The organism is Streptomyces qinglanensis (assembly GCF_900111245.1).
GTDB lineage: Bacteria > Actinomycetota > Actinomycetes > Streptomycetales > Streptomycetaceae > Streptomyces > Streptomyces qinglanensis.
Genome location: NZ_FOGO01000003.1, coordinates 170,458 through 194,999 on the forward strand (window position 1 = coordinate 170,458; position 24,542 = coordinate 194,999).

General features: G+C 75.0%; 20 protein-coding genes and 1 riboswitch. Of the genes, 11 read left to right on the forward strand and 9 right to left on the reverse strand.

Annotation, left to right across the window (positions count from 1 at the left end):
* Window positions 1-45 precede the first annotated feature (45 nt).
* Both BMX65_RS33920 and BMX65_RS07875 read left to right on the forward strand, forming a co-directional pair.
* The gene (locus BMX65_RS33920) at window positions 46-6,264 is read left to right on the forward strand and encodes a type I polyketide synthase (protein WP_074999439.1); all 6,219 of its coding nucleotides are present in this window, start codon (window positions 46-48) and stop codon (window positions 6,262-6,264) included.
* The gene (locus BMX65_RS07875; RefSeq protein WP_074999440.1) at window positions 6,257-6,700 is read left to right on the forward strand and encodes a PaaI family thioesterase; all 444 of its coding nucleotides are present in this window, start codon (window positions 6,257-6,259) and stop codon (window positions 6,698-6,700) included. The genes BMX65_RS33920 and BMX65_RS07875 overlap by 8 nt, the downstream gene beginning before the upstream one ends.
* A 47-nt stretch (window positions 6,701-6,747) precedes the next feature.
* On the opposite strand, the gene BMX65_RS07880 is transcribed toward BMX65_RS07875, so the two are convergent.
* On the reverse strand, window positions 6,748-8,517 hold the full coding sequence (locus tag BMX65_RS07880; protein WP_239501907.1) for a beta-ketoacyl [acyl carrier protein] synthase domain-containing protein: 1,770 nt from the start codon (window positions 8,515-8,517) through the stop codon (window positions 6,748-6,750).
* Window positions 8,518-8,776: 259 nt separating this feature from the next.
* Here BMX65_RS07880 and BMX65_RS07885 point away from each other — a divergent pair, with 259 nt between their 5' ends.
* From BMX65_RS07885 to BMX65_RS07910, 6 genes are all read left to right on the forward strand, one after another.
* On the forward strand, window positions 8,777-9,496 hold the full coding sequence (locus BMX65_RS07885; protein WP_177214213.1) for a Phenylacetic acid catabolic protein: 720 nt from the start codon (window positions 8,777-8,779) through the stop codon (window positions 9,494-9,496).
* A gap of 14 nt (window positions 9,497-9,510) precedes the next feature.
* Window positions 9,511-10,623, forward strand: coding sequence for a 4Fe-4S cluster-binding domain-containing protein (locus BMX65_RS07890; RefSeq protein ID WP_074999441.1), 1,113 nt, complete (start codon window positions 9,511-9,513; stop codon window positions 10,621-10,623).
* 66 nt (window positions 10,624-10,689) lie between these two features.
* Entirely contained in the window at window positions 10,690-10,938 is a 249-nt protein-coding gene (locus BMX65_RS07895; RefSeq protein ID WP_074999442.1) for an acyl carrier protein, read from the forward strand.
* Window positions 10,935-12,107, forward strand: a complete 1,173-nt coding sequence (locus tag BMX65_RS07900) for a beta-ketoacyl-[acyl-carrier-protein] synthase family protein (protein ID WP_074999443.1) — start codon at window positions 10,935-10,937, stop codon at window positions 12,105-12,107. The genes BMX65_RS07895 and BMX65_RS07900 overlap by 4 nt, the downstream gene beginning before the upstream one ends.
* On the forward strand, window positions 12,104-12,907 hold the full coding sequence (gene fabI, locus BMX65_RS07905; protein ID WP_074999444.1) for an enoyl-ACP reductase FabI: 804 nt from the start codon (window positions 12,104-12,106) through the stop codon (window positions 12,905-12,907). Before BMX65_RS07900 ends, fabI begins: the two co-directional genes overlap by 4 nt.
* Before the next feature lie 118 nt (window positions 12,908-13,025).
* On the forward strand, window positions 13,026-14,111 hold the full coding sequence (locus tag BMX65_RS07910; protein WP_074999445.1) for a branched-chain amino acid aminotransferase: 1,086 nt from the start codon (window positions 13,026-13,028) through the stop codon (window positions 14,109-14,111).
* A 97-nt stretch (window positions 14,112-14,208) separates the two neighbouring features.
* On the opposite strand, the gene BMX65_RS07915 is transcribed toward BMX65_RS07910, so the two are convergent.
* The 3 genes from BMX65_RS07915 to BMX65_RS07925 form a co-directional block, all read right to left on the reverse strand.
* On the reverse strand, window positions 14,209-14,670 hold the full coding sequence (locus tag BMX65_RS07915; RefSeq protein ID WP_074999446.1) for a VanZ family protein: 462 nt from the start codon (window positions 14,668-14,670) through the stop codon (window positions 14,209-14,211).
* A gap of 260 nt (window positions 14,671-14,930) precedes the next feature.
* Entirely contained in the window at window positions 14,931-15,383 is a 453-nt protein-coding gene (locus tag BMX65_RS07920) for a pyridoxamine 5'-phosphate oxidase family protein (RefSeq protein WP_074999447.1), read from the reverse strand.
* Window positions 15,380-15,736 (reverse strand): VOC family protein, encoded by a 357-nt coding sequence (locus tag BMX65_RS07925; RefSeq protein ID WP_074999448.1) that lies wholly within the window; start codon window positions 15,734-15,736, stop codon window positions 15,380-15,382. The genes BMX65_RS07920 and BMX65_RS07925 overlap by 4 nt, the downstream gene beginning before the upstream one ends.
* 129 nt (window positions 15,737-15,865) lie before the next feature.
* On the opposite strand from BMX65_RS07925, the gene BMX65_RS07930 reads away from it, so the two are divergent.
* A complete protein-coding gene (locus BMX65_RS07930; RefSeq protein WP_074999791.1) occupies window positions 15,866-18,673 on the forward strand; it encodes an ATP-binding protein in 2,808 nt (935 codons plus the stop codon).
* A gap of 106 nt (window positions 18,674-18,779) precedes the next feature.
* On the opposite strand, the gene BMX65_RS07935 is transcribed toward BMX65_RS07930, so the two are convergent.
* The 5 genes from BMX65_RS07935 to BMX65_RS07955 all read right to left on the reverse strand — a co-directional run bounded on the left by BMX65_RS07935 (window position 18,780) and on the right by BMX65_RS07955 (window position 22,184).
* Window positions 18,780-19,232 (reverse strand): iron chaperone, encoded by a 453-nt coding sequence (locus tag BMX65_RS07935; protein ID WP_074999449.1) that lies wholly within the window; start codon window positions 19,230-19,232, stop codon window positions 18,780-18,782.
* Window positions 19,233-19,498: 266 nt separating this feature from the next.
* Window positions 19,499-20,362 carry an energy-coupling factor ABC transporter ATP-binding protein gene (locus BMX65_RS07940; protein WP_074999450.1) on the reverse strand — a complete coding sequence of 288 codons (864 nt, stop codon included), beginning with the start codon at window positions 20,360-20,362 and terminating at the stop codon, window positions 19,499-19,501.
* Window positions 20,359-21,108 (reverse strand): cobalt ECF transporter T component CbiQ, encoded by a 750-nt coding sequence (gene cbiQ / locus BMX65_RS07945; RefSeq protein WP_074999451.1) that lies wholly within the window; start codon window positions 21,106-21,108, stop codon window positions 20,359-20,361. The genes BMX65_RS07940 and cbiQ overlap by 4 nt, the downstream gene beginning before the upstream one ends.
* Window positions 21,109-21,114: 6 nt before the next feature.
* A complete protein-coding gene (locus BMX65_RS07950) occupies window positions 21,115-21,486 on the reverse strand; it encodes an energy-coupling factor ABC transporter substrate-binding protein (RefSeq protein ID WP_074999452.1) in 372 nt (123 codons plus the stop codon).
* Window positions 21,483-22,184: an energy-coupling factor ABC transporter permease gene (locus BMX65_RS07955; RefSeq protein ID WP_074999453.1), complete on the reverse strand. Its 702-nt coding sequence runs from the start codon at window positions 22,182-22,184 to the stop codon at window positions 21,483-21,485. Before BMX65_RS07955 ends, BMX65_RS07950 begins: the two co-directional genes overlap by 4 nt.
* A 30-nt stretch (window positions 22,185-22,214) precedes the next feature.
* Window positions 22,215-22,396, reverse strand: a riboswitch (cobalamin riboswitch).
* Between the two features lie 513 nt (window positions 22,397-22,909).
* Between BMX65_RS07955 and BMX65_RS07960 the strand changes: the two genes are divergently transcribed.
* Both BMX65_RS07960 and BMX65_RS07965 read left to right on the forward strand, forming a co-directional pair.
* Entirely contained in the window at window positions 22,910-23,668 is a 759-nt protein-coding gene (locus tag BMX65_RS07960) for a GNAT family N-acetyltransferase (RefSeq protein ID WP_074999454.1), read from the forward strand.
* Window positions 23,665-24,459 (forward strand): lysophospholipid acyltransferase family protein, encoded by a 795-nt coding sequence (locus BMX65_RS07965; RefSeq protein WP_079171763.1) that lies wholly within the window; start codon window positions 23,665-23,667, stop codon window positions 24,457-24,459. The genes BMX65_RS07960 and BMX65_RS07965 overlap by 4 nt, the downstream gene beginning before the upstream one ends.
* Window positions 24,460-24,542 lie beyond the last annotated feature (83 nt).

Sequence of the window (24,542 nt, forward strand, 5' to 3'; positions counted from 1 at the left end):
AAGCGCTCCAGGATGGACCGGCGGCGTGATCACGGGGGAGGACCGATGAGTGACGCGGACAGCGATGCGGTGGCGGTCGTCGGCATGGCCGGGCGGTTCCCGAAGGCACCGGACACGGAGACGTTCTGGGAGCTGCTGATCCGCGGCGGCGACGCCGTGGGGCCGGTACCGCCCGAACGCTGGGATCCGGCAGAGGTGTTCGACGCGACCCGGGAGATCCAGCGGGTCGGCGCGTTCCTGGAGGACATCGACGCGTTCGACCCGGGCTTCTTCACGATCTCACCGCGCGAGGCCGAGGTGCTCGACCCGCAGCAGCGGTTGATGCTGGAGACGACCTGGCGGGCCTTGGAGGACGCCGGTGCGCCCGCGGCCGGACTGCGCGGCTCCCGCACCGGTGTCTACGTCGGCGGGCTCTGGCACGACTACGAACTGCTGCGCAAGGACCGGGGTGCCGCGGTGACCCAGCACAGCATCGTCGGGAACTCGCTGGACATCGTCTCCTCCCGGGTCTCCTACCACCTCGGGCTGACCGGGCCCAGCCTGACGGTCATGAGCAGTTGCTCGTCCTCCTTGGTCGCCGTGCACCAGGCATGCCAGGCGCTGCGCTCCGGCGAGATCGAGGGGGCACTGGTCGGCGGCTCCAATCTGATGCTCACGCCCGAGGTGACGGTCGGCCTCACCCACTTCGGGGGCCTGTCCCCCACCGGCCGCTGCCACGCCTTCGGCGCGGACGCGGACGGTTTCGTCCGCGGCGAGGGCGTCGCCGTCGTCTACCTCAAGCGGCTGGCGGACGCGCTCCGCGCGGGTGACCGGATCCGCGCGGTGGTGGCGGCCAGCGCAGTCAACAACGACGGCGGCGGCGAGAGCCTGGTCACCCCGCATCCGGCCGCACAGCGCGACTTGCTGCGCGGCGTCTACGCCTCCGGCCGCATCCCGCTGGACCGGCTCGCCTACGTCGAGGCGCACGGCACCGGTACCGCACGCGGGGACGCGGCCGAGGCGCAGGCGCTCGGCGAGGTGCTGGGAGCGGCCCGGCCCGGCCGTGCGCTGCACATCGGCTCGGTGAAGACCAACATCGGCCATCTGGAGCCGGCGGCCGGACTCGCCGGGCTCGTGAAGGCCGTACTGGCGCTGGAGCACGGCACCGTCCCGCCGAGCCTGCACGCGCAGCAGCCCAACCCGGCCATCGACTTCGCCGGGCTGAACCTCGCCGTCGCCCGGGATCCGCTGCCACTGGAGCCCGGCAGCTTCCTCGGCGTCAACTCCTTCGGCTGGGGCGGCACCAACGCCCACGCCGTCGTCACCACGCCGCAGGCCGCGACCGCGCAGCCGCCCGCCCGGGCTGCGCACCCGGCTCCCGTCCGGGCGCCGGAGGAGGAGTCCCCCACCGCGCCGGAGGCACCCGGGGCGACGGCGCGGCCGGAGGCCGACGAGCCGTTTCTGCTGCCGGTCAGCGGGCACACCCCCCAGGCGCTGGAGGAGCGCACCCGCGGCATCCGCGAGCAGTTGGCTGCGGGGACGTCCGCGCCGGAGCTGGCGCGGGCGATGGCCTGGCACCGGGACCACTTCGCCGAGCGGCGCGCCCTGCTGGGCCCCGGGCTGGCGGAGGTCGCGCGGGGCCGCGCCGGGCGGCGGGGCAAGGTCGCCTTCGTCTTCCCCGGCCAGGGCGCGCAGTGGACGGGCATGGGCGCGGGCCTCTACGGTCACGACGCCGCGTTCACCCGGGCCATGGACCGCTGTGCGCGGGCGCTGGCCCCGCACGCGCCGCGCGACGTACGCGAGATGGTCACGGGCGGCCCGCCCCCGCGGGACGTGGCGGAGGTGCAGCCCGCGCTGTGGGCGATGTCGGTGTCGCTGGCCGCGGCGTGGCGGGCGGCCGGGGTGGAGCCGGACGTCGTCGTCGGGCACAGCCAGGGCGAGATCGCCGCCGCCACGGTCGCCGGGGTGCTCTCGCCGGAGGACGGGGCGCTGGTGGTCTGCCGCCGCAGCGACCTGCTGCGCGAGATCGCCGGTGGCGGCCGGATGCTGGCCGTGGACCTGGCTCCGGACGCGGCCCGGCAGGCCGTCGAGGGCTTCGAGGGGCTGGTCGAGCCGGCGGTGTACAACGGGCCGCGCTCGTGCGTGCTGTCCGGGGACGCCGACTCGGTTCTCCTGCTGCGGGAGATCCTGGAGGCCGACGGGGTGTTCTGCCGGCTGGTCGACGTCGACTACGGCTCGCACAGCCCGCAGGTCGATCCCCTCGTGCCGCGGATCCGCGAGGCGCTCGCAGCCGTCGCACCGGGCCCGGCGGACACACCGCTGTTCTCCACGGTCGACCTCACCTGGCTGGACGGGCCGGAGGCGGATGCCCGCTACTGGGCCGGGAATCTGCGCCGCCCGGTGCGGTTCGCCGAGGCGGTGGACACGCTGATCGACGAGGACGTCACCCACCTGGTGGAGGTCAGCCCGCATCCGGGGCTGGGGGCGGCACTGCGCCAGCTCGCGGAGGAGCGGCCGGAGCCACCGGTGGTGCTGGGTACGTTGCGCCGCGACGAGGGCGAACGCATCGATCTGATCCGGGCGTTCGGGGAAGCCTACGTCTCGGGACTGCCCGCGCTCGGTCCGCGCCCGGCACGGCGTCCGGACGCCGTGCCGCCGCCCTACCCCTTCCAGCGGGAGCGCTACTGGGTCGCGCCGGGGCGGCACAGCGGCGTCCGCAGCGGGCGGCTGGCCCTGGCAGAGGTGCCCTCGACCGCGGTCGGCGCGTGGGAGGGCGCCGTCGAACTGGACACCGGTACGCACCCGTGGCTGGCCGACCACCGGGTGCACGGCACTGTGCTGTTCCCGGCGGGCGGCTTTCTGGCGCTGCTCCACCAGGCGCTGCACGGCGGGGCCCGCGCCGCCGGATCCGCCGGGCAGGGGACGCCCGTGCTGCGGGACGTGGAGCTGACCGGCGCGCTGCCGGTGGGCGAGGACCCGGTCCGCACCGCCCTCGTCTGGCGGCCCGGCCCCGGGGACTCGGGCGTGCTGGAGGTGCGGTCCCGGGAGGCGGCCGCGACCGGGTCAGCGCCCGGCGCCGACGCGGGCGCGGGCTCCGGCTGGACGCGGCACTGCCGTGCGACGGCTTCCCGCGGCGGCGCTGCGCCGACCGGCGGATTCCCCGAGCACCTGCTGGAGGCCCCGCCCCTGGAGGCGGACGTCTTCTACCGGGACTGCGCGGCGAAGGGCCTGGACTACGGCCCCGCCTTCCGGCCCGTCGTCGGCGGCCACATCGCCGAAGCCGTGTCGAGTGCCGGGCGCGAGGCGCTGGTCCGGCTCGAACTGCCGCCCGGCAGCCGCTCGGGCACACTGTCCGGGACGCCGCACCCGGTGCTGTGGGACGGCGTGCTGCAGGCCGCGCTGGTGGTGTGCGACGGTCCGGTCCTGCCGCGCCGGGTCCGGCGGGCGGCGGTCGCGCTGACCGACGCGGACGAGATGTGGGTGCACGCCGGGCCGGGCGCGGACGGCGGGGTCGATCTGGCCCTCTTCGACACCGGGCGCCGTCCGCTGGGACGGCTGGAGGGAGTGCTGCTGGCCGCGCTTCCCGGCGGCGCCGGCAGCCCCGCGGAGACCGGGCGGCTCACCTACCGGATGCGCTTCGTGCCCCGGGAGCGGCCCGCCGTCCCGGCGGCGGAGCCGGGCGGCACAGCGGCGGAGCCGGGCGGCGCGTCCGAGGCCGGCGGGCTGCCGGGCAGGGTGGTGGCCCGCGGGCGCCCCGGGGTGCTGCCGGACGCGACCGGGCAGGATCTGGCCGGGGCCGACACCGTGGTGTTCGTCGCGCCGGAGGAGGGCCGTGGGGGGCTGCTGGAGCTGGCGGCACTGGTCCGCCGCTGCGCGGACGAGAACCCGTCCGTGCGGCTGGCGGTGGTGGTGCGCCGCGGCGACCCGGACGCCGGGCTGTACCCGGGGTTCGTGGCGGTCGTGCAGGCGGAGTACCCCCAGTTCGGGACGCGGCTGATCGAGACCGACACGTTCGGCGCCGACCTGGTGGCGGAACTCGCCGCCGCGGAGGACCGAGTCGTGCTGTCCGGCGGCGAGCGGCTGGTCGGCGAGCGGGTGAGCGGAGGCGCGCCCGCCGCCGACCCGCCGTGGCGGACGGGCTCGGGCACCCAGCCGTTCCGGCTGGGCACTCCGCGGCCCGGCGACCTGTCGGCGCTGGGCGCCCGTCCGCTGGAGCGGCCCCGGCCCGGTCCCGGCCAGGTCGAGGTGGCCGTCGAGGCCGCGTCGCTGAACTTCATCGACGTGATGAAGGCGATGGGCGTCTACCCGGACGCCTCCGCCGACCGGGACCTGCTCGGCCTGGACTGCGCGGGCACGGTGACCGCGGTCGGCCCGGGGGTCGGCACCGTCGCGGTCGGTGAGCGGGTGGCGGCCTGCGGCTTCGGTGTCCTCGCCTCGCACGCGCTGGTCGAGGCCCGGCACACCGCCCGCATCCCGCGGGAGTTGACCGCGGTGCAGGCCGCGGCGCTGCCGATGGTGCTCGTCACCGCCTGGCATGCGCTGATGGAGGTGGCCCGGCTGGAGCCGGGCGAGACGGTGCTCGTCCACTCGGCCACCGGCGGGCTCGGACTCGCGGCGCTGCACGTGGCCCGGCTCGCGGGAGCCGAGGTGCTCGCGACGGCCGGAACCGAGGAGAAGCGGGAGCAGCTACGCACATGGGGTGTCGAGCATGTCTTCGACTCCCGCACCCTGGAATGGGCCGAGGGGGTGCGGGCCGCGACGCGGGGGCGCGGGGTCGACGTGGTGCTCAACTCCCTGCCCGGGGCGGCGATTCCACTCGGCCTGGAGGCGCTGGCCGAGGACGGACGGTTCGTGGAGGCCGGGAAGCGCGACATCCATCAGGACACGTCCATCGGACTCGGCGCCTTCCGCAAGGCGGTGTCCTTCACCGCCGTGGACATCGCCGGGCTGCTCCGCCGCCGCCCCGAACGGTTCGCCTCCCTCCTGGCCACCGTGTGGGGGCGGGTGACGGGCGGGGAACTGCTGCCGCTGCCGGTGCGCGAGATGCCCTTCACCGAGGCACAGGACGCCTTCCGCACGCTCTCCCGCGGTCAGCACATCGGGAAGCTCGTGCTCACCGGGCCGGCCGGGAGCGGCACGGTCACCGTCGCCCCGCAGCCGCTGCCCGAGGGGCGGTTCCGGGCCTCGGGCAGCTATCTGATCACCGGCGGGCTCGGGGCGCTTGGCATGTCGCTCGCCGAGCACCTGGCCGCCTCCGGAGCCGGGGCCCTGGCCCTGGTCGGGCGCTCGGCGCCGCGGGACCCGGCGCGGGTCGAGGCGCTGCGCGAGCGCGGTGTCCGGGTCGGGGTGTGGTCGGCGGACGTGGCGGACGAGGCGCGGATGCGCACGGTCCTGGCGGAGGTCCGGGCGCAACTGCCGCCGCTGCGCGGGGTCTTCCATGCCGCGGGGGTGCTGGCGGACGCGACCGTGGCGAACCTGGACTGCGCGCTGCTGACGCGGGCGCTGCGGCCCAAGGCCGACGGCGCCCGTGTCCTGCACGAGCTGACCGAGGGGGACGCGCTGGACGTCTTCGTCCTCTTCTCCTCCGCCGCCGCGTTCGTGGGCACGGCCGGACAGGCCGCCTACGCGGCGGCGAACAGCTCCCTGGACGCGTTGGCGGCGGAGCGGCGGGCGGCCGGACTGCCCGCGCTGAGCGTGCAGTGGGGGCCGGTCTCCGGAGCCGGGCTGGCCGCCGGGGCCGGGCGCGGGGACCGGCTCGCCGCCCGCGGGCTGGGCAGTCTGCCGGCCGAAGTGTGCTGGCAGGCGCTGCGGCGGTATCTCGAGGCGGACGAGGTACAGGTGGCCTGCCTGGACCTCGATCCGCAGCGCTGGCTGGAGTCCTACCCGGCGGCGGCCGCGCTGGCGAGCTGGCAGCCGCTCGCCGGGACCGGCGGGACAGTCGCGCCGACGGAGCTGCGGAGCATCCCGGCGGGGCGGCGGCGCGACGTGGTCGAGGCGGAGGTGCGCCGTACGGCGGCGGCGGTGCTGCGCCTGGCGCCGGAGAAGCTGCCGCACGACGTGCCGCTGCGCGCTCTCGGCCTGGACTCGCTGATGTCGCTGGAGCTGCGCAACAAGCTCGAGGCGTTCCTGGGGGTGCGGCTGAGTCCGACGCTGCTGTGGAAGTACGGCACCCTGGCCCGGCTCGGCCCGGCGCTGTCCGCGCTGGTGGAGGCGGAACCGGAGACCGGGCCGGGACCCCGCCCCTCGGCTGCCCCGGCTGCGTACGAGGCGGGGGCCCATGGGTGACCGGCCGGTCCTCGGACCCGCGGAGATCCGCGAACTGATCACCGAATACCTGCCCGATCCGCCGGGTGTCGATCTCCTCGACGTCGGGCCCGGCGGGCTGGTGTTCGCCGCCGGCCCGGCGGGCCTCGCGGTGCGGCCCGGTGGCACCGTCTCCGGGCCCGCCCTGTTCGGGTTCGCGGATGTGGCGGGCTATCTGACGGTCAACGCCTATCTGGGCAGGACCCCGTCGGCGATGCTCACCTCCAGCAGCATCAGCTTCTTGGAGGCCACCGAGCCGGAGCGGCTGCACGCGCGCGTCGCTCCCGAGCGGATCGGCCGGCGTACGGCGGTCGTCTCGGCACGGGTCGAGAGCCCCGAGGGCTGTCCCGTCGCCCTGGCCACGCTGCACTTCGCGTTTCCGGGGAGGAGGAACCGGCCCGGCGCGGATGCGCGTTGAGCGCGGACCCCCGCGGGGCAGCGCGCCGTACGAGGGTGGGCCGCGGTTCAGCGGCTGGAGTAGGTCGTCCGCTCCCACGGGTAGCCCGGCAACGCGGTCATGCTCGCGCGGGCCGGAGGATCCTGGACTGCGCCGTCCGCGCCGCCGGGCGGGGGACGCTCGGCGTCCTCCAGCATCCGTACCCGCGGGTGGTCCCGGCCCGCCGCGAGCGCGCGCAGCGCGTCGGCGGCCTCCTCGGCGCCGGCGGCGGTGATCCAGGCGGCCTGCCGCAGGCGGGTGCGGCCGTGGTTCGCGGTCGCGGCGAAGGCGGCGTATCCGCCCCCGGCGGACGCGGCGTCCCCGGTCTCGGCCAGTCGTCGCGCGTACCCGCCCGCCAGGGTGCGCAGGGCCGCTTCGGTGTGCGCGTACACCGGGAACCCACCGGCCGGCGCGGGGGCCGGTGCGGCCGCGGCGGTGGGGCGGGAGAGGACGAGGTGCGCGTTGGTGCCGCTCATCCCGAAGGAGCTGACGGCCGCGCAACGGCCCGCGGACGGCTCCCAGGGCCGGGTCCCGGTCGGTACCGTCAGACCGCTGCCGTCCAGGCGGATGCGGGGGTTGAGCGTCTCGAAGTGGGCCTGGCGCGGGATCTGCCGCCGCTCCAGGCAGAGCAGCGCCTTGATCAGGCCCAGGATCCCGGCGGCGGACTCGGCATGGCCGAGGTTCGCCTTGACCGATCCGACATGCCAGGTGCGCCCCGGCGAGTCCAGGACGGCCCGGGCGGCCTCCAGTTCGATCGGGTCGCCCAGCGGGGTGCCGGTGCCGTGCGCCTCCAGGTAGCCGATGTCGGCACCGGTGAGACCGGCCGCGGTGAGGACGCCCTCGATCAGGGTCTGCTGGGCCAGTACGTTGGGGGCGGTGAACCCGGAGGAGCGGCCGTCCTGGTTGACCCCGCTGCCCTCGATCACCCCGAGGATCCGGTCGCCGTCGCGCTCGGCGTCGGCCAGCCGCTTGAGCACCACCACCCCGGCGCCCTCGCCCCGGACGAACCCGTTGGCGCGCGCGTCGAAGGGGCGGCACCGGCCGTCGGGCGAGAGTGCCTCGGTGCGCTGGATCTCCGCCGTGGAGCGGGGTGCGAGCACCAGGTTGACACCGCCGGCGACGGCCACGTCGCAGTCCCCGGCGGCCAGCGCCCGGCAGGCCGTGTGCACCGCGACCAGCGACGACGAGCACGCGGTGTCCAGTGCCAGGGCGGGGCCCCGCAGGCCGAGGGTGTAGGCGAGCCGGCCGGCGGCGAAGCAGTGGCCGTTGCCGATCAGCCAGGAGGCGTTGGGCTCGCCCTCGTCCCACAGCCGGTGGTCCTGGCCGGTGATGCCGACATAGACACCGGTGCGCTCGGCGACGTCCTCCGGTGGCAGTGCGGCGTCCTCGAACGCCTCCCACACCACTTCCAGCAGCAGCCGGTGCTGCGGGTCGAGGCTGCGCGCCTCGCGCGGGGAGATGCCGAAGAACCGGGCGTCGAAGCCGAGGACGTCGGGCAGATAGCCGCCGCGGGTCAGCAGCCCTTCCCAGCCGCCGGGGAAGGCGCGGCGGCGCTGCTCGGGGAGCTCGCCCACCAGGTCCTGCCCGGCCGCGAGCGCCTGCCAGTAGGTGTCGCGGTCGGTGATGCCGCCGGGGGCGCGCAGGCCGGTGCCGACGACTGCCGTCCGCTGCGCTCCCCGCAGGGCGGCCAGTTCGCCGCGCAGGGCGCGGATCGTCTCCATGGCGCGGCGCAGCGGTCCGGCGGGGGCCTCCGCGGCCGCGCCGGGCGCGGGTCCGTCCGACTGCTGGGAAGTTGGCATCGGGCGCGACGCTAGCAGGTGGCGACGGCGGTTCCAGCCCCGCACCGGAGAATCGAACTCCCTTGGCACAGCGTGCAGTTGCATCAGAACATCCACAGCGCGGCCCTGGATGTCAAGGCTGTTCCTGGCAGCGTGCGTTGTGGCACTGTGTGCTTGAGGGACAACGGGGGGTCGGTTCGGGCCGTGCGCCGCGCCGTGCGGCTGTCGCGATCGTGCTGCTTCCCGCACGTCGGCACGAGGCAGAGCTGAGAGGTCGCTGATGACGATCGCGGTCCTGGACGACGAAGAAGTCGTGGTACGCACCCCGGACGAGTTCCACCGGATGCCCCGCGACTACCAGAAGATGCTGATCAGCCAGGTCACCATCAACACCGAGGGCGAGCTCTCGGGCGGTGACGACTATGTACAGATGTTCCTGCCGCTGGCGCCGGACGCCGAGGAGCGCCAGGTGTGCGCGGAGCGGGCCGCCGAGGAGTACGACCACTACAAGATCGGCAAACGGGTGCTGGCCGACCTCGGCATCGACACCACCTACATGGAGACCCAGGCGGTCTCCGAGCGGATGCTGTTCGCGGACGAGCGGATGCACACCTGCACCACGTGGGCCGAGCGGGGGGTGTACTCCTACATCGGCGAGGAGACCGCCATGGTGATGCTGCGCGAGTTCGCGGAGAGCAGCTACAAGCCGTGGGCGGAGGCCGTCCGCACGATCATCCTGGACGAGAAGATCCATATCGCGCACGGTGCGCGGGTCTGCCGCAACCTCGCGGCCACCGAGGAGGGCCGCACCGAACTGCAGGCCGCCCTGGACCGGTTGTGGCCGATGTTCGTGGGCATCTTCGGCAGCGCGAACACCAAACGCTCGAAGCTGGCGGTGCGCTACGGGCTGCGCAGGACGACCAACGGCGAGGCGATCGAGCAGTGGCGGCAGAAGGTCGGTCCGCGCGTCGCCAACCTGGGCCTGCGCGTGCCGGAATGAGCCGGGAGGCAGCCATGACCACAGCAGTACACATCACCCCGCGCCCGCCCTCCCGCGCGGAGGCCAAGGCTCGGCTGCGGGGGTATCTCGCGGACCGCCCGGACCTCGCGGCCCGGCTGAAGGACGTGCGCAGGATGGGGACCCGGGTGCGCGGGTGCGAGGTGCATCTGACGACCGCCTGCAACATCCGCTGCAAGGGCTGCTGGTATTTCGAGGGCGGCTTCGACACGGCGGTCCGGGAGACCTCCGACCCCGGCCTGATCCGCGCCTTCGCGGAGAAGCTCGCCACGGACGGGGTCACCCAGGCGACGCTCATCGGCGGCGAGCCGACCCTGGTGCTGGACCGGGTGCGCCCCTTCGTCGAACATCTGCCGTACCTGACGATCTCCACCAACGGGCTGCGGCCGCTGCCGATGGACGGTTTCGAGAACGTGGCCGTCGGCATCAGCCTGTTCGGCGGCGGGCCGCTGGACGACGAGCTGCGGGCGCACCGGCCCAACGGCTCCTCGTTCACCGGTCTGTTCGAGAAGGCGCTGGGACACTACCGGGACGACCCCCGGGTCACGTTCGTCTTCGCCCTCTCGGAGGAGGGGCTGCCCCACATCGAGCCGACCGTGCGGGCGATCCGGGACAACGGCAACCAGGTCACCTTCAACTTCTACAGCGAGCACGGCTCGGACAGCCCGCTGCGGATCGAGGACGAGCAACGGACGCTCGCCGAGGCGCTGCGGGTCGCCGAGGCGTATCCGGAGGCCGTGGTCGCGCACCCGTACTTCATCGAGACGCTGATCACCGGGCGCACCCACTGGGGCGGCCGGTTCGGCTACGACGTGTGCCCCAGCATCAGCGTCGACCTGCCGGAGCACGAGCAGCGCGTGGCCAACGGCAATCCGGTGCTGGACGGTTTCGCCGTGTACGGCGCCGACTACGAGACGCTGCAGTTCTGCTGCACCTCGGGCGACTGCGACGGCTGCCGCGACAGCCAGGCCGTCTACAGCTGGCTGATGGTCAGCTTCCACTGGTTCCTCGACAGCGTGCAGCGGTTGGAGACCTGGCTGGACCTCGCCGAGAGCTACTGGCGCCAGTGGTACTGGGCGCAGTCGCACGCCCCCGCTTTCGCCCGCTGAACCCTGGTGCGCCGTCCCGCAGCGCGCCGCCCCCGTCACAGCACCGCACCACACAGAGGAGCAGCCATGTCCGCACCCGTCACCGTCGAGGCCGTACGGGACCTGATCCGCACGGAGCTGGTCGACTCCGGAGTCGAGGAGGAGACCCTCACGTCCGACGCCAGGTTCGACGACCTCGACATCGACTCGCTCGACGCCGCGGAGCTGATGTCGACCCTCAAGCGGGAGTACGGCGTCACCATCCCGCGCCCCGAGCTGGCCGAGGTCACCGTGGACCAGCTCGCCCGGCGGGTCGTGGAAGCGGCCGCGCGTTGACGGTCGCGGTCGCCGTCACCGGCGTCGGCGCGGTCACCCCGCTCGGCGTCGGCGCCGCCCGGCTCGTCTCGCGGCTGGTCGCGGGCGGAACCGGGATCGACGGCGGTGAGGCGCGGTGCACGGATTTCGACGCGCGCGACCACCTGACGGCACGCGACCGCAAGCGGAACGCCCGGTTCGCACAGTTCGCCCTCGTCGCCGCCGACGAGGCGGTGCGGCAGGCGGGCTGGGACGACGGACTCCCCTACCCGGCCGAGGACGTCCGCTGCGTGATCGGCAGCGGACTGGGCGGCGGCCCCGAGATCCTCGCGGCGCGGACGGCGAGCCCGCTGACGGTACCGCTGATGATGCCCAACAGCGCCGCAGCGAGCCTCAGCCGCCGCTACGGCATCCGCGGCGAGTCCTCCGCTCCCTCCGGGGCCTGTGCCGCCGGGGCCCAGGCCATCGGTCTCGCCGCCGGGGCGATCCGCCGGGGCGAGGCCCGGGCGGTGCTCGCCGGCGGTGCCGAGGCCGCCTGTGTGCCGCTGGTGCGGGAGTCCTTCGCACAGGCCGGTGCCCTCTCCCCCACCGGGCGCTGTGCCCCGTTCAGCGCGGACCGGGACGGCTTCGTGATGGGCGAGGGCGCGGGAGTCCTCGTCCTGGAGGACGCGGCCGGGGCCCGCGCCCGGGGCGCCCGCGTCCTGGGCCATGTCCGGGGCTACGGTGCGGGCTCCGACGCCCACCACGTCACCGCGCCGCCGCCGGACGGCGCACCGGCCGCGCACGCCGTCTCGCTGGCGCTGGCCGACGCCGGTGCCGCCCCCGAGGACCTGTGCTACCTCAACGCGCACGGCACCGGCACCCCGCTGAACGACGCGTCCGAGGTCCGCTCACTGGAGCTGGCCCTGGGCCAGGCCCTGCCGTCGGTTCCGCTCTCCTCCACCAAGGCCGCGACCGGCCACCTCTTCGGTGCGGGCGGCGCGGTGGAGGCCATCGTCACGCTGGCCGCGCTGCGCGACCGGCTCGCCCCGCCCACCCTCGGCCTGGCCGCACCCGACCCGGACCTGGGGCGGCTGGCCCACGTCCCCGCAGCCCGCGCGCTGAGCGCCGGGCCGGGCGGCTGGCTGGGGCTGTCGAACTCGCTGGGCTTCGGCGGCCACAACAGTGTGCTGGTCCTGGAGGCGCCGTGAGCACCTGCGACCTCACCGGCCGGCACTACCTGGTGACCGGGGTGACCAACCAGGAGTCCATCGCCTGGCATGTGGCGGCCGCGCTGCAGCGCGCCGGCGCCGAGGTGGTGCTCAGCTCCTTCGGCCGCACGGCGCGGATCGCGCGCAAGGCCGCCGCCCGACTGCCCTGCGAGCCGGACGTGCTGGAGCTCGACGTCACCGACGAGGACGACTTCGCCCGCCTCGCCGAGGAGCTCCGCGGGCGGTGGGGCGCCCTGGACGGGGTGCTGCACAGCGTGGCGTACGCGCCCGCCGACGCGGTGAGCGGCGCCTTCCTGGAGACCCCGGCGGCCGGCGCGCTGCGGGGCTTCCAGGTCTCGGCCTATTCCCTGCAGCGCCTCGCGGCCGCCCTCGCGCCGCTGCTGACCGCCTCGGAACACGGGGGCAGCATCGTCGGAGTGACCGTGGACAGCTCCCGGGCCCTGCCCGGCTACGACTGGATGGGCGTCTTCAAATCGACGCTGGAGGCGGTCGCCCGCTATCTGGCCCTCCACCTGGGGCCGCACGGGGTGCGGGTCAACCTCGTCGCCGCGGGGCCGCTGGAGACGCTCTCCGCGCAGGGCATCGGCTCGTTCGAGGCGCTCGCCGAGCACTACGAGCGCTGGGCGCCGCTGGGCTGGGACCGCACCGATCCGGGGCAGGTCGTGGGCGCGGTGCTCTTCCTGCTCTCCGACCTCGCCGCGCACACCACCGGCCAGATCCTGCACGCCGACGGCGGGCTGCACGCCGTCGCGGGCGGAATCGGCGAACCCCCTCGGTGACGTACCGCTTAACGGTCATTAACATCGACCGGGTGACGTCGGTGCGCGGCGTCGGCAGACACGAACATCGGCGGCGGTGCCCGCACCGCGACAGCCGCATCGGCGTAAGGAGTTGGCCGTGGCCTCTGACTTCCCCCTCACCAGGACGACGAGCCCCGTTCCCGCGGCGGAGCGGGAGGAGATCCTCGCGGCGCCGGGCTTCGGCCGGTTCTTCACCGACCACATGTCCACGGCCACCTGGTCGGCCGAGCGCGGCTGGCACGGCCACCGGGTCGGCCCGCTGGAGCCGTTCTCGCTGCACCCCAGCGCCGCCGTGCTGCACTATGCGCAGGAGATCTTCGAGGGGCTCAAGGCATATCGGCACGCGGACGGCAGCGTGTGGCTCTTCCGCCCCGAGGCCAACGCGCGGCGCTTCGCCCGCTCGGCGCGGCGGATGGCCCTGCCGGAGCTGCCCGAGGAGGACTTCCTGGCCGGGGTGGCGGAGCTGATCCGGGCCGACGAGCCCTGGGTGCCGACGCCGAGCAACGAGGAGAGCCTCTACCTGCGGCCGTTCATGTTCGCCTCCGAGGCGTTCCTGGGAGTGCGGCCCGCCAAGGAGATCGTCTTCTCGGTGATCGCGAGTCCGGCGGGCTCGTATTTCGAAGGCGGTCTCTCCGGGGTGACCCTGTGGGTCAGCGGCACCTACACCCGCGCGGGCAAGGGCGGTACCGGCACCGCCAAGTGCGGCGGCAACTACGCGGGCGGTCTGGCCGCACAGTTGGAGGCCGAGGAGCACGGCTGCGACCAGGTGCTGTATCTCGACAGCGCGGGCGAGGGATACCTGGAGGAGTCGGGCACCATGAACCTGTGCCTGGTCACCGCGGACGGCAAGCTGATCACCCCCGCGCTGGGCACCATCCTGGAGGGCGTCACCCGGGACACCATCCTCACCCTGGCCGCCGAGTCCGGACTGACCTGCGAGGAGCGCCAGATCACCCTGGAGGAGCTGCGGTCCGGGGCCGCCGACGGCTCTGTCACGGAGGTGTTCGCGGCGGGGACGGCCGCGGTGGTCACCCCGATCGTCGGCTTCAAGGGCGACGGCTACGCCTTCACCATCGGCGACGGTGAGCCCGGCAAGCAGACCGCGGCCCTGCGCGCGCGGGTGCTGGACATCCAGTACGGCCGCGCCGAGGACACCCACGGCTGGCTGCGCCAGGTGCGCTGAACCCCGGGTCCACGGCGGCGAGGCGGCGGCCCCGCCGCCCTCCCGCCTGTGCCCCGCCCCCCGGGGCCGCGCCGGTGCACCGGCGCGGCCCCGGGCTTCACGCCTCGGCGGAGCGGCGCGGCACGTGAACGGCACGGCTGAGACGGCGGCCCACCAGGACGTATCCGAGCAGCGCGCCGGTCGCGTTGAGGAGCACGTCGTCCACGTCGAAGGCCCGGCCGGTCACCCACACCCCCTGCACGGTCTCCACCAGCAGCATCACCACGGCCGTGCAGAGGGTCACCTTCAGGAAGCCGCGCAACTGCGGTGCCATGACCGGCAGCAGGACACCGAAGGGCACTCCCAGCAGGATGTTCCCGCCCAGTTGCTGGACGACGGCGAAGACCTCCGGCTGCTCCAGGTAGTCGCGGATCGAGTCACCGGGCCGCAGGTTCGTGTGCGTAAGGCTCTCCGCCGCCTGCGAGGGCTGCAGCGTCGCGCGGGAGAGCAGCGCGGCGAACAGCACCATGGCGGCAAAGGCCAGGAGTACGGCCAACGCCCTGCCGAGAGTACGGAGCATCCCCCCGCGGGGCTTTCCGGACGACGAACCCTTGACATGAACGCTCTGAGTCATGCGGCACCGCTTACCCCGGGCGGCCGTGCGCACGCTCTCAGCGGCCGCGGCGGCAGGCGGCCCGGTTCCGGCGCACGACATCCGGTCCGGCACGACCGGACGTGCCGCACCCGGCCGGACGTCGGCCGGCGGCGGGAATCGGCGGAGGCCGTGTCCCCGGCAGCCGACCGGAGTCGGCGGCCGGGCCAGCGCACGAGGCCGCTCCGTCACTCCAGCCAGGCGCCGTCGCGCAACAGCTCACGGCCGCGCAGTTCGTTCGCCTCGCGCCACGCCTGCACCCGGCGGGGGATGATGCGGAACCAGCGGTAGCAGGCGGCCGCGGCGCGCGGGTCGAATCCGGTGCGGGCCGCGAACCGGTCGGCCCGCTCCCGCGGCAGGGCGTCGAGGTCCAGCACCTCCACCACCCCCTCGATCATGGTCACATCGCGGGTGGGGCCCAGACCGAGCCGCGCGGTCCGGGTGGCGGCCAGATTCCGCCCGGTCGGGCTGCCGGCCGGAGTCGACACCAACAGGGCCTCGCCGTCCCAGTCGAAGGACAGCGGTACCAGATACGGGATGCCGTCCGGCGAAGCGCTGGCGACCCAGACGTCGACATCGCCGCCCAGCCGGTGCTCGGTGTCCCGGCGGCGCCGGGCGCGGGTGCGGGGCGGGGCGCTCATCGGTCCTGCAGCAGGCCGAGGAGGTTGCCGTCCGGGTCGACGAGAGTGGCCACCAGGCGGCCGCCGCCCACATCGTGCACGGGCTCCTTCACCACGGCGCCCGCCGCGGTCACCTCGGCGAGCCCGGCCTGGATGTCGGTCACGTGCCAGTAGGCCAGCGGTACGGTCAGGCCCTGCGGGCCACCGTCCGGGATCAGGCCGATGTGCTGGCCCCCTGCCTCGAAGCCGACGTAGTAGGGGCCGTCCTGCTGTGGCGGGACACCGAGCAGCGCGGTGTACACGGCCTTGGCCGCCGCCAGGTCGGACACGGGGTGCAGCACGGTCTTGATGCCGAGGGTGGCAGAGCCGCTCATGGTCGCTCCTGTGGTCGCGGGTGGATCGCTCCGGTGGCCCCGGGCCGATCGCCGTGTCAGCAGCCTCTCCCGGAGGTGGCCGCGGCCACCTCCGTGCCGGCCACGGAAGCCGCCACGGATAATGAGTCGGTGTCCACTCCAGTGATCTCGGCCCGCGAGGCCGAAGTACTCGGTCTGCTCGGGGAGCACCTGAGCAACGCGGAGATCGCCGCGCGACTGTTCATCTCGGTGCGCACGGTGGAATCGCACGTCTCGGCGCTGCTGCGGAAGCTGGAGGTGCCGGACCGGCGTGCCCTGTCGCGGCGGGCGGCCGGGTCGGCGGGTGCCGGGCGGTCCCGTCCGGCGCCCGCGCTGCCGGCGCCGCTGACCGCGTTCGTCGGCCGCGCGCGGGAGTGCGCCGAGCTGGCCGGCGCGGTCAAGGCGCATCGGCAGGTGACCGCGGTCGGGCCGGGCGGGGTGGGCAAGACCCGGCTGGCGCTGGCGGTCGCCGCGGAGGCCGAAGGCGACTTCGCCGACGGGGTGTGGTTCTGCGACCTGGTACCGGTCACCGACCCGAGCCGGGTGGCCGCGGCGGTCGCCGCGGCCCTGGGGGTGGGAGAGCAGCCAGGTTCCGGCATCGACGACACGGTGGTGGCGGCGCTGGCGGACCGGGAGGCGCTGCTGGTACTGGACAACTGCGAGCAGATTGCCGACGGGGTGGCGCCGTTCGTGGAACGGCTGCTGGTGGCCTGCCCGCGGGTGCGGGTGCTCGCGACCAGCCGGGCCCGGCTGATGGTGCCCTTCGAGTGGGTCTTCCCGGTGCCGCCGCTTTCGCGGGTCGGCGGGGGCGACTCGGACGCCGCGGCCCTGTTCGTGCAGCGGGCGGCGGCGGTGGGCCGGGCCTCGGATCCGCTGGCGGGCGACCAGGTGGCGGCGCTGTGCGAGCGGCTCGACGGTATGGCGCTGGCCATCGAGTTGGCGGCGGCGCGGTGGGCGACGCTGGGGCTGGACGGTCTGGCGGCCGGCCTCTCCGACCAGTTGCGCATCCTGTCCGGCGGCCCCCGCGCCGACGGCAGGCACCGGTCGGTGCGGGCGGTGCTGGACTGGAGCCACGAACTGCTGGAGCCGCAGGACCGGGCGCTGCTGCGGCGGATCTCGGTGTTCGCCGTGCCGTTCACCGCGCAGGCCGCGGCCGAGGTGGCGGGGGTCGCCCCGCTGGATACGGCCGCGGTCGCCGACGGACTCGGCAGGCTCGCCGAACAGAGCCTGTTGACCGTGGCGCGGACCGGGACCGGCACCCGGTACCGGGCCCTGGCGACGATCCGCCAGTACGGGGCGGAACGGCTCGCGGACTCCGGTGAGTCGACCGCGGTCCGCTCCCGCCATCTGGACTGGTGCCTGGCCGCGGCGGGCGAACTCGCCGACTCGGCGGACGAGGGCCACAGCGCCCGGTTCGACGCCCTGGCCGAGGAGTTGCGGACGGCCCTGGCCTGGGCGGCGGAGCGGCCGGAGCGGCGCGCGGACGCGCACCGGCTCGCCCTGTACGTGGCCGAGTCGGCCTTTGCCCGCAATCTGCTCGACGAGGCGCAGCAGCGGTTCGAGCAGGCGGCCGGGCTCGCCGGGGACGCTGCCGGGGCCGCGGCGCTGCGGAGCGCGGCCGGGGTGGCCGGCTGCCGCGGAAGCGGGGACGAGATGTTCCGCCTGCACCGGGCAGCGGCGGCGGCCGCCCGCCGGGCCGGGGACGCCGCCGCCGCGGGCCGGGACCTGGCCACCGCGGCCACCGTCGCGTATCGCTTCTCCAGCACGTTCGCGCGGATTCCGGCGGTGAGCGAGGCGCGGGCGCTGCTCGCCGAGGCGCGGGAACTGTGCCCCCAGGGCGACCCGGCGAACGATGCGGCCCTCGCGCTGGCCGAGACGGCGGTGGTCGCCGACGCGTACGGCGCGGTCCAGGGAGACGCGGACAACCTCGTGCAGAAGACGGCCGCATATGCCGAACGGGCGGTCGAGCTGGCCCGGCTGGCGGGTGATCCGGTGGCCGAGTCCGCTGCTCTGGACGGGCTCTCGGGCGCCCGGAGCTGGGCCGGGGACACCTTCGCCACCGCCACCGCGGTGCGGCGCCGCATCGAGGTGCTGGACCCACTGCCGCGCACCCCGGCCGCCACGCACGAGTTGGTGGACGCCCTGGCGATGGCCGCGGGTACGGCGCTGGGGGTGGGCGAGTTGCCGGAGGCCCGCCGCCGGGCCGGGCAGCTCGCGGACCAGCCGCTGCTGGCCGAGGTGGGCCACCACGCCACGTCCTGGCTGCTGGTCGCGGACGCGTTCGCGGGCCGCGGCTCCGAAGTGCTCGGCGGCAGCGTCCGGTTCCGCGACGCGTGGGAGCGCAGCGGCCGGCAGCGGTCCTCCTCACTGGGGCCGGCTGCCGCCTCGGTGGCGATGGTCCACGGACTGCGGGGCGACACGGCGGCCCGGGCGGAGTGGCTCGCCATCGTCGATGAGGCCGGCACTCCGCAGGAGTACCGGCGCGGCTACGGCGCGGTCTGCGACGCGGTGGTCCTGCTCCACCAAGGTGCCGCAGAAGCGGCCTGGCAGCGCGTGGCACCGGAGCCGGACCAGGTGTGGAAGTGGGTCTGCTGGATCTGGCTGCACTGGTACGTGGGGCTCCGGGCGGAGGCCGCGGTGCTGGCCGGGCATCCGGAAGCCCGCGCCCGGGTCGAGGCCGCCCGCCGCACCGTCGCCGGCAACCCGGTCGCCTCCGCCCAGGTGGACCGGGCCGAGGCACTGCTGGACGGGGCCCCGGAGCGGCTGCCGGCCGTCGCCGCGGCGTTCGAGGCGGCGGACTGCCGCTACCAGTCGGCCCGCACGCTGCTGCTCGCCGGGGGCGAGCACGCGGCGGCCGGATCGGCGGCGCTCGCCGCCCTCGGCCTCGCGTCACCCGCGGCGCCCGCGGCCTCCCGATAGCCGCCGGGACACCTGCCCGGGAGGGCGGGCGGCGCGGACGCGGCGTCGGCAGAGCCGCCGTTCGTCCGGCCGCCCGGGTCCGGCACGGTGTGCGCCGAAGGGCCTCTCAGCTCACCGCCCGCTCGACGAGCGCGGCGATCCGTGTCTCCACCTCGGGCGTCACCTCGGTCAGCGCGAAACCCGCCGGCCACATCGGCCCGTCGTCCAGCCGCGCCTGGTCGCTGAACCCGAGAGTGGCGTACCGCGCCTTGAACTTGGCCGCGCTCTGGAAGAAGCAGACGATCTTTCCGTCCAGCGCGTAGGCGGGCATCCCGTACCAGAGCTTCGGTGCGAGGACCGGTGCGGCGGCCGTCACGACCGCGTGGACGCGCTCGGCCATGGCCCGGTCCGAGTCCTGCATCTCGGCGATCTTCGCCAGGACGTCCCGTTCGGCCTCCGCGGCCTTCTCGGCCTGCGAGGCGCGGCGCGCCGCCTTCTTCCGCTCCTGCGCGTGCTCCTTCATCGCGGCCCGCTCCTGTGCCGTGAATCCCTCGTAGGCGCTGGTCTTGGTGCTGCTCATGGCCGGCCGTCCTCGTCGTCGTGGGTCCTGTCGGCCGGTGTCGCTCCGCGGCCGCTCGCTGTGGTCACAGCCTCTCCCCGGCGCCACGCGCACGGCATCCGTGCTCAGCACGGAGAGCGCCACGGACGGGCGTGCGGGACCCGCCCCGCACGGCGGCGCGGAGGCGGTGTGGCGCGACCGGCAGTGCCCGGAGCCGCCGTGCAGCCGTCCCGGGCCACGCGCGCTTGCGGAGAGGGCACCGACGGCACCCGCCGCGGGAGCCGCGCTCACCCCTCGGCCGGGGTCCGGGGGCCGGCGCGCAGCGCGGCCAGCGCGGCCAGTTCGGCCGGGGTGCGCGGGGCGGAAGCGGCGTCCTCCAGCACGTCGTAGGCCAGCAGCAGCTCCCGCGCGGCGATGCCCCACGGCAGCCGCAGACCGGCCTCCCGCAGCAGTTCCGGGCGCGCGAGGACGGCGTCCACCGGACCGGAGCGCACCCCGCCCGGGGTGAGCAGGGCGGCGTCGTCGGCCCAGCGCAGCGCGAGGTCCACGTCGTGCGTGGCCATCACCACGGTGGTGCCGCCGTCCCGGAGCTCGTCGAGGGTCACCAGCAGCCGCTCCTGGCCGTCCGGGTCGAGCCCCGCCGTCGGCTCGTCCAGGATCAGCACCCGCGGCCGCATCGCGACCGCGCCCGCGATCGCGGCCCGTTTGCGCTGGCCGTAGGAGAGCAGGTGGGTGGGCCGGTCGGCGAGGGCCGCGATGTCCAGCGCGGTGAGCGCCTCCTGGACGCGCTCGTGGACCTGCGGAGTGGGCAGCCCGAGGTTGAGCGGCCCGAAGGAGATGTCCTGGGCGACGGACGCGGCGAACAACTGGTCGTCCGGGTCCTGCACGACGAGCTGCACCGCCGTGCGGAGCCGGGTGAGGCCCTTGCGGTCGTGCCGGACCGGGTCGCCCGCCACGGACAGTTGGCCGGTGTCCGGCTGCAACCCGCCGCTGAGCAGCCGCATCAGGGTGGTCTTGCCGCTGCCGTTGCGGCCCAGGAGAGCGAGGGCACGGCCCTCGCGCACCTCGAAGTCGAGGGCGTCGAGCACGACCGGGCCGTCCTCGTACGCGAAGGACACGCCCTGCAGGGCGACCAGGGCCGATTCGCTCATGACAGCGGGCTCTCCAATGCGAGGGTGGCTGCGGTGACGGCGGCGAGCAGGAGGAGGCTCGCGGCGGTGAAGCGGAGGGAGACGCGCGCCTCGGGCACCAGGACGCGCAGGGTGCCCTCGTAGCCCCGTCCGGCGAGACCGGCCTGGAGCCGCGCCGCCCGGTCGAAGGCGCGTACGAAAGCGATCGCGCCGAGCCCGGCTGTGGAGCGCCACTGCGCGGCCCGTGTGGTGTGTCCGAGCCGGGCTGCCTGCGCCTCCCGGACGCGGCGGACGGAGTCGAGGAGCAGGAAGCCGGTGCGGTACGTCATCAGCGCGACGTCCACCACGGGCGCGGGCACCCCGGCCCGGACCAGGCGCGGCAGCAGGTCGGACATCGGCGTGGTGAAGGCGAACAGGAGCACGCCGAGCGACGCCGCGGAGGTGCGCAGCAGCAGCAGCCCCGCGCGCGCGGGCCCGCCGTCGGCCAGGGTCACGAACCCGTCCGGGCCACCGACCTGGAACAGCAGCGTGACCGCCCCGGTCACGCAGAATCCCAGCGGCACCCGGTAGGCCCGCCAGAGTCTGCGCGCCGGCACCCCGGCCGGGCCGAGCAGGACGGTGAGCGCCGTCCCGAGCACGAGTGCGGCGCCGGGCCAGGGCGGCAGCGAGATGGCCAGGACGGTCAGCCCCAGTCCGAGCACGGCTTTGTCCACAGGGTGGCGGCGGCGCCAGCGACTGCTGTGCGCTGCCGCGTCGATGGGCAGCACAGCGGGTCAGACCCGCCCGGTGGCGGACTCGTCGGCGCCGCTGTCGGTGCGCTCTTCCGCCTGCCGCGCCTGGGTGGCCCGCTGCTCCCCCTGGCGGCGGCCGCGGCGCAGTCCGAAGTAGTAGGCCAGGACGCCCGCGCCGAGGGCGGCCTGCAGGGCGAAGAGCGCCGACTCGATCTCGCCGGACGGTGGTTCGTACAGCGGCGAGAACCACGGCTCGTAGTCCGGCTCCAGCTCGGTGATGGCCGTCTCGGCCTGCCCGTCGGACCCGGTGAACGGCTCTTCCTTGTCGTCGCCGAGTCCCAGGGCCAGCGGCAGGACGGCGAGTGCCGCAACGAGGGCGAGCAGCAGTGCGTTGATCTTGGTGTTGCGCTTCATCGTGCCGCCGCCTCCGATTCGGTCCGGTTCCGCTTGCCCGACAGGAACACGCCGAGCCGGGTCAGGTCGCCCTTGCTGGACTGCACCAGCAAGCGCATGACGAGCACCGTGAGGAGCCCCTCGCTGATCGCGAGCGGAATCTGGGTGACCGCGAAGATGGAACCGAACTTGCCGAGCGCGCCGAGGAAGCCGCTGCTCGGGTCGGGAAAGGCGAGCGCGAGCTGCACGCTGGTGACGCAGTAGGTGGACAGGTCGGCGACGAACGCGCCCGCGAAGACTCCGGCCATCAGCGGCGCGCCGAAACGCCGCAGCAGCCGGTACGCCCCGTAACCGGCCCAGGGCCCGACGATCGCCATCGAGAAGACGTTGGCGCCGAGCGTGGTCAGCCCGCCGTGTGCGAGCAGCAACGCCTGGAACAGCAGCACGATGGTGCCCAGCACGGCCATGATCGGCGGCCGGAACAGGATGGCACCCAGGCCGGTGCCGGTGGGGTGCGAACAACTGCCGGTGACCGAAGGCAGCTTCAGGGCCGACAGGACGAACGTGAAAGCTCCCGCGGCTCCCAGCAGCAGTGTGCTCTCGGGATGTTCCCTGACCTCACGGGTCAGTGACCGGGCTCCGTGGACGACGAACGGCGCCGACGCGACGCCCCAGGCGACCGCGTGCGCCGGAGGCAGAAAACCCTCGGCTATGTGCATGGCTCAGCAGACCCTCTCCAGCACCTCGTGGATGGACGACGTGCCTTGGCCGGTCTCCTGGCTCACGGGTACACCGCCCGCACTCCGCCTTCCCGGGTCCGAGGACCCAGTGGCTGCCCGCAAGGGCCGGAGCCGGCATTCCCGATCACAGTGGCGAGGGCCGCACCGGTATCGCACCGGATTTCCCGTTCACCAAGGCGTGGCGACACTAGTCGCACACACGCCAGGTGACAAGCCGCGGGCAGGGAGTGCGAAAGCGGAGGTCACCTCCGCGTGCCCGGTCGCGCGCCCCGGCGGCCGCCTGCCGGCGCGGGACGGCAGGGGTGTTCACGCGCGCGCCGAGTGCCCGCCCGGCGCCGGCCGCACCGTGCGCGGCACTCCGGACCGGGGAGGCAGGCGGCACCGCGCACGGAGACCCGGACGGTGTGCGATACGCAGTGAATCGTCCGGAGAGGTCCGCCCGTGCGGTGCGTCCGGCCGGGGCACCCGCCGAGCCGGAACCGTCGGTTCAGGCGACTGATGCCTGGGCGCCATCGGACGGCCCGACCGCGGCGCTACGCATACCCCAGCGGGACGTACTCCCGAAGGAGCCGGGCAGGCCGCGCCACCCGGGGACCGGGGTCCCGTGCCGCTGTGAGAAGGCGGGGCCCGGACGGGCCGCGCCTCGCCCACCGCGCGGCCCGGTCCGCCGGGCCGGGCACGAGCCTGCTGAGGAGACACCACCGATGACGACCTCGTACACGGCAAGGGAAGGCGCCGCCTACACCGCGGCCGTCGCCGATTCCGCGGCCGAGGTGCGGGCCGCGCAGCGGCTCCGCCACCAGGTGTTCGGTCAGGAGATGGGGGCCGCTGCCGGGTCCCGTTCGTCCGGCCTCGACGTGGACGCCTTCGACTCCGCCGCGGACCATCTGATCGTCACGGACACCGCGACGGGCGACGTCGTCGGCACCTACCGGCTCCTGCCGCCGGGAAGGGTCCGGCACTCCTACGCGGACGGCGAGTTCGACCTGGGAGCGCTGGCGGGGATCCGCCCGTCGATGATCGAGGCGGGGCGGTCGTGCGTGCATCCCGGCCACCGCTCCGGAGCAGTGATCAATTTGATGTGGTCGGCGCTCGCCCGCTACGTGCTGCTGTCGGGGCACCGCTACCTCGCGGGCTGCGCCTCGGTGCCGCTGGAGGACGGCGGGCGGAGTGCGGCACACACCTGGGCGCTGTGCGCGGCGCGCCACGCGCCGCCCCCCGGCATGGAGGTCTTCCCGCACCGCCCGTGGCAGCCGTCGGGGCCGGTGCGGGTGGCGGAGGCGGCCGGGGCCCGTTCCACGCTGCTCCCGCCGCTGCTGCGCGGGTACCTGCGGCTCGGCGCGTGGGTGTGCGGAGCACCGGCGCACGACCCGGAGTTCGGCGTCGCCGACTTCTTCGTGGTGCTGGACATGGAACAGTTGAACGACCGCTACTACCGCTACTTCCTCGGGGAGCCGAGATGAGCTGCTGGGCCGTGGCCTCGCCCTGCACCGTGCGGTGCGCAGCCCACCGGGTACCGCCGGTGGCCGCCGCTGTGCGGGCGCGCCGCTGTGCGGCACTGGCCGGGGCGCTGCTCCGGGGGCTGGCGAGCGGTCCGGACCTCGCCTGCGGGGAGGTGTTGCGCACTCAGGCCCGGGGGGTGGTCCGGGCGCTCGGCGCCACGCTGGAGGCTCCGGCGTCGGTCTCCGGTCCGCGGCGTCCGGGCGAGGCGGGCTCGCTGATCGTCTCCGACCACATCTCCTGGCTCGACGCGCTCGCGCTGCTGGCGGTCGAACCGGCGACCGCGCTCGCCAAACGGGAGGTGGCGCAGTGGCCGCTGTTCGGTCCCCTGGCGGAACGCGCGGGAGTGCAGTTCATCGACCGGGACCGGTTCCGCACGCTGCCGGACACGGTGGCGCAGGTGGCGGACGTGCTGCGCGGGGGCCGTTCGGTCCTGGTCTTCCCGCAGGGCACCACGTGGTGCACCGAGTCGGGCAGCGGATTCCGCCGCGCCCTGTTCCAGGCCGCCATCGACGCCGAAGCGCCGGTGCGGCCGGTGACGGTCAGCTACCGGCAGGACGGCGAACCCAGCACGGTGGCGGCCTTCCTCGGCGACGACACGTTCGCCGCTTCGCTGCACCGGGTCATCAGCGCCCGGAACCTGGCGGTGCGCGTCACACCGCATCCCGCTCTGCACCCCGCGCCGGACCGCCGTGCCCTCGCGGCGGCCGCGCACGCGGCGATCCGCGGCACCCGCGCGCCCGCGCATCCGTGAACCGTACCGCTGCGCGGGCGCTGTCCGGCGGCTCCGCAAAGCGGCAGAGCTCCCGCGCCGGGCGGCCGTCCGCGGACGGCGGT

Coding starts and splice junctions, on each gene's coding strand:
- BMX65_RS33920 (WP_074999439.1), top strand. CDS start 46: ATGAGTGACGCGGACAGCGATGCGGTGGCGGTCGTCGGCATGGCCGGG.
- BMX65_RS07875 (WP_074999440.1), top strand. CDS start 6,257: ATGGGTGACCGGCCGGTCCTCGGACCCGCGGAGATCCGCGAACTGATC.
- BMX65_RS07880 (WP_239501907.1), bottom strand. CDS start 8,517: ATGCCAACTTCCCAGCAGTCGGACGGACCCGCGCCCGGCGCGGCCGCG.
- BMX65_RS07885 (WP_177214213.1), top strand. CDS start 8,777: ATGACGATCGCGGTCCTGGACGACGAAGAAGTCGTGGTACGCACCCCG.
- BMX65_RS07890 (WP_074999441.1), top strand. CDS start 9,511: ATGACCACAGCAGTACACATCACCCCGCGCCCGCCCTCCCGCGCGGAG.
- BMX65_RS07895 (WP_074999442.1), top strand. CDS start 10,690: ATGTCCGCACCCGTCACCGTCGAGGCCGTACGGGACCTGATCCGCACG.
- BMX65_RS07915 (WP_074999446.1), bottom strand. CDS start 14,670: ATGCTCCGTACTCTCGGCAGGGCGTTGGCCGTACTCCTGGCCTTTGCC.
- BMX65_RS07920 (WP_074999447.1), bottom strand. CDS start 15,383: ATGAGCGCCCCGCCCCGCACCCGCGCCCGGCGCCGCCGGGACACCGAG.
- BMX65_RS07925 (WP_074999448.1), bottom strand. CDS start 15,736: ATGAGCGGCTCTGCCACCCTCGGCATCAAGACCGTGCTGCACCCCGTG.
- BMX65_RS07935 (WP_074999449.1), bottom strand. CDS start 19,232: ATGAGCAGCACCAAGACCAGCGCCTACGAGGGATTCACGGCACAGGAG.
- BMX65_RS07940 (WP_074999450.1), bottom strand. CDS start 20,362: ATGAGCGAATCGGCCCTGGTCGCCCTGCAGGGCGTGTCCTTCGCGTAC.
- BMX65_RS07950 (WP_074999452.1), bottom strand. CDS start 21,486: ATGAAGCGCAACACCAAGATCAACGCACTGCTGCTCGCCCTCGTTGCG.
- BMX65_RS07955 (WP_074999453.1), bottom strand. CDS start 22,184: ATGCACATAGCCGAGGGTTTTCTGCCTCCGGCGCACGCGGTCGCCTGG.
- BMX65_RS07960 (WP_074999454.1), top strand. CDS start 22,910: ATGACGACCTCGTACACGGCAAGGGAAGGCGCCGCCTACACCGCGGCC.
- BMX65_RS07965 (WP_079171763.1), top strand. CDS start 23,665: ATGAGCTGCTGGGCCGTGGCCTCGCCCTGCACCGTGCGGTGCGCAGCC.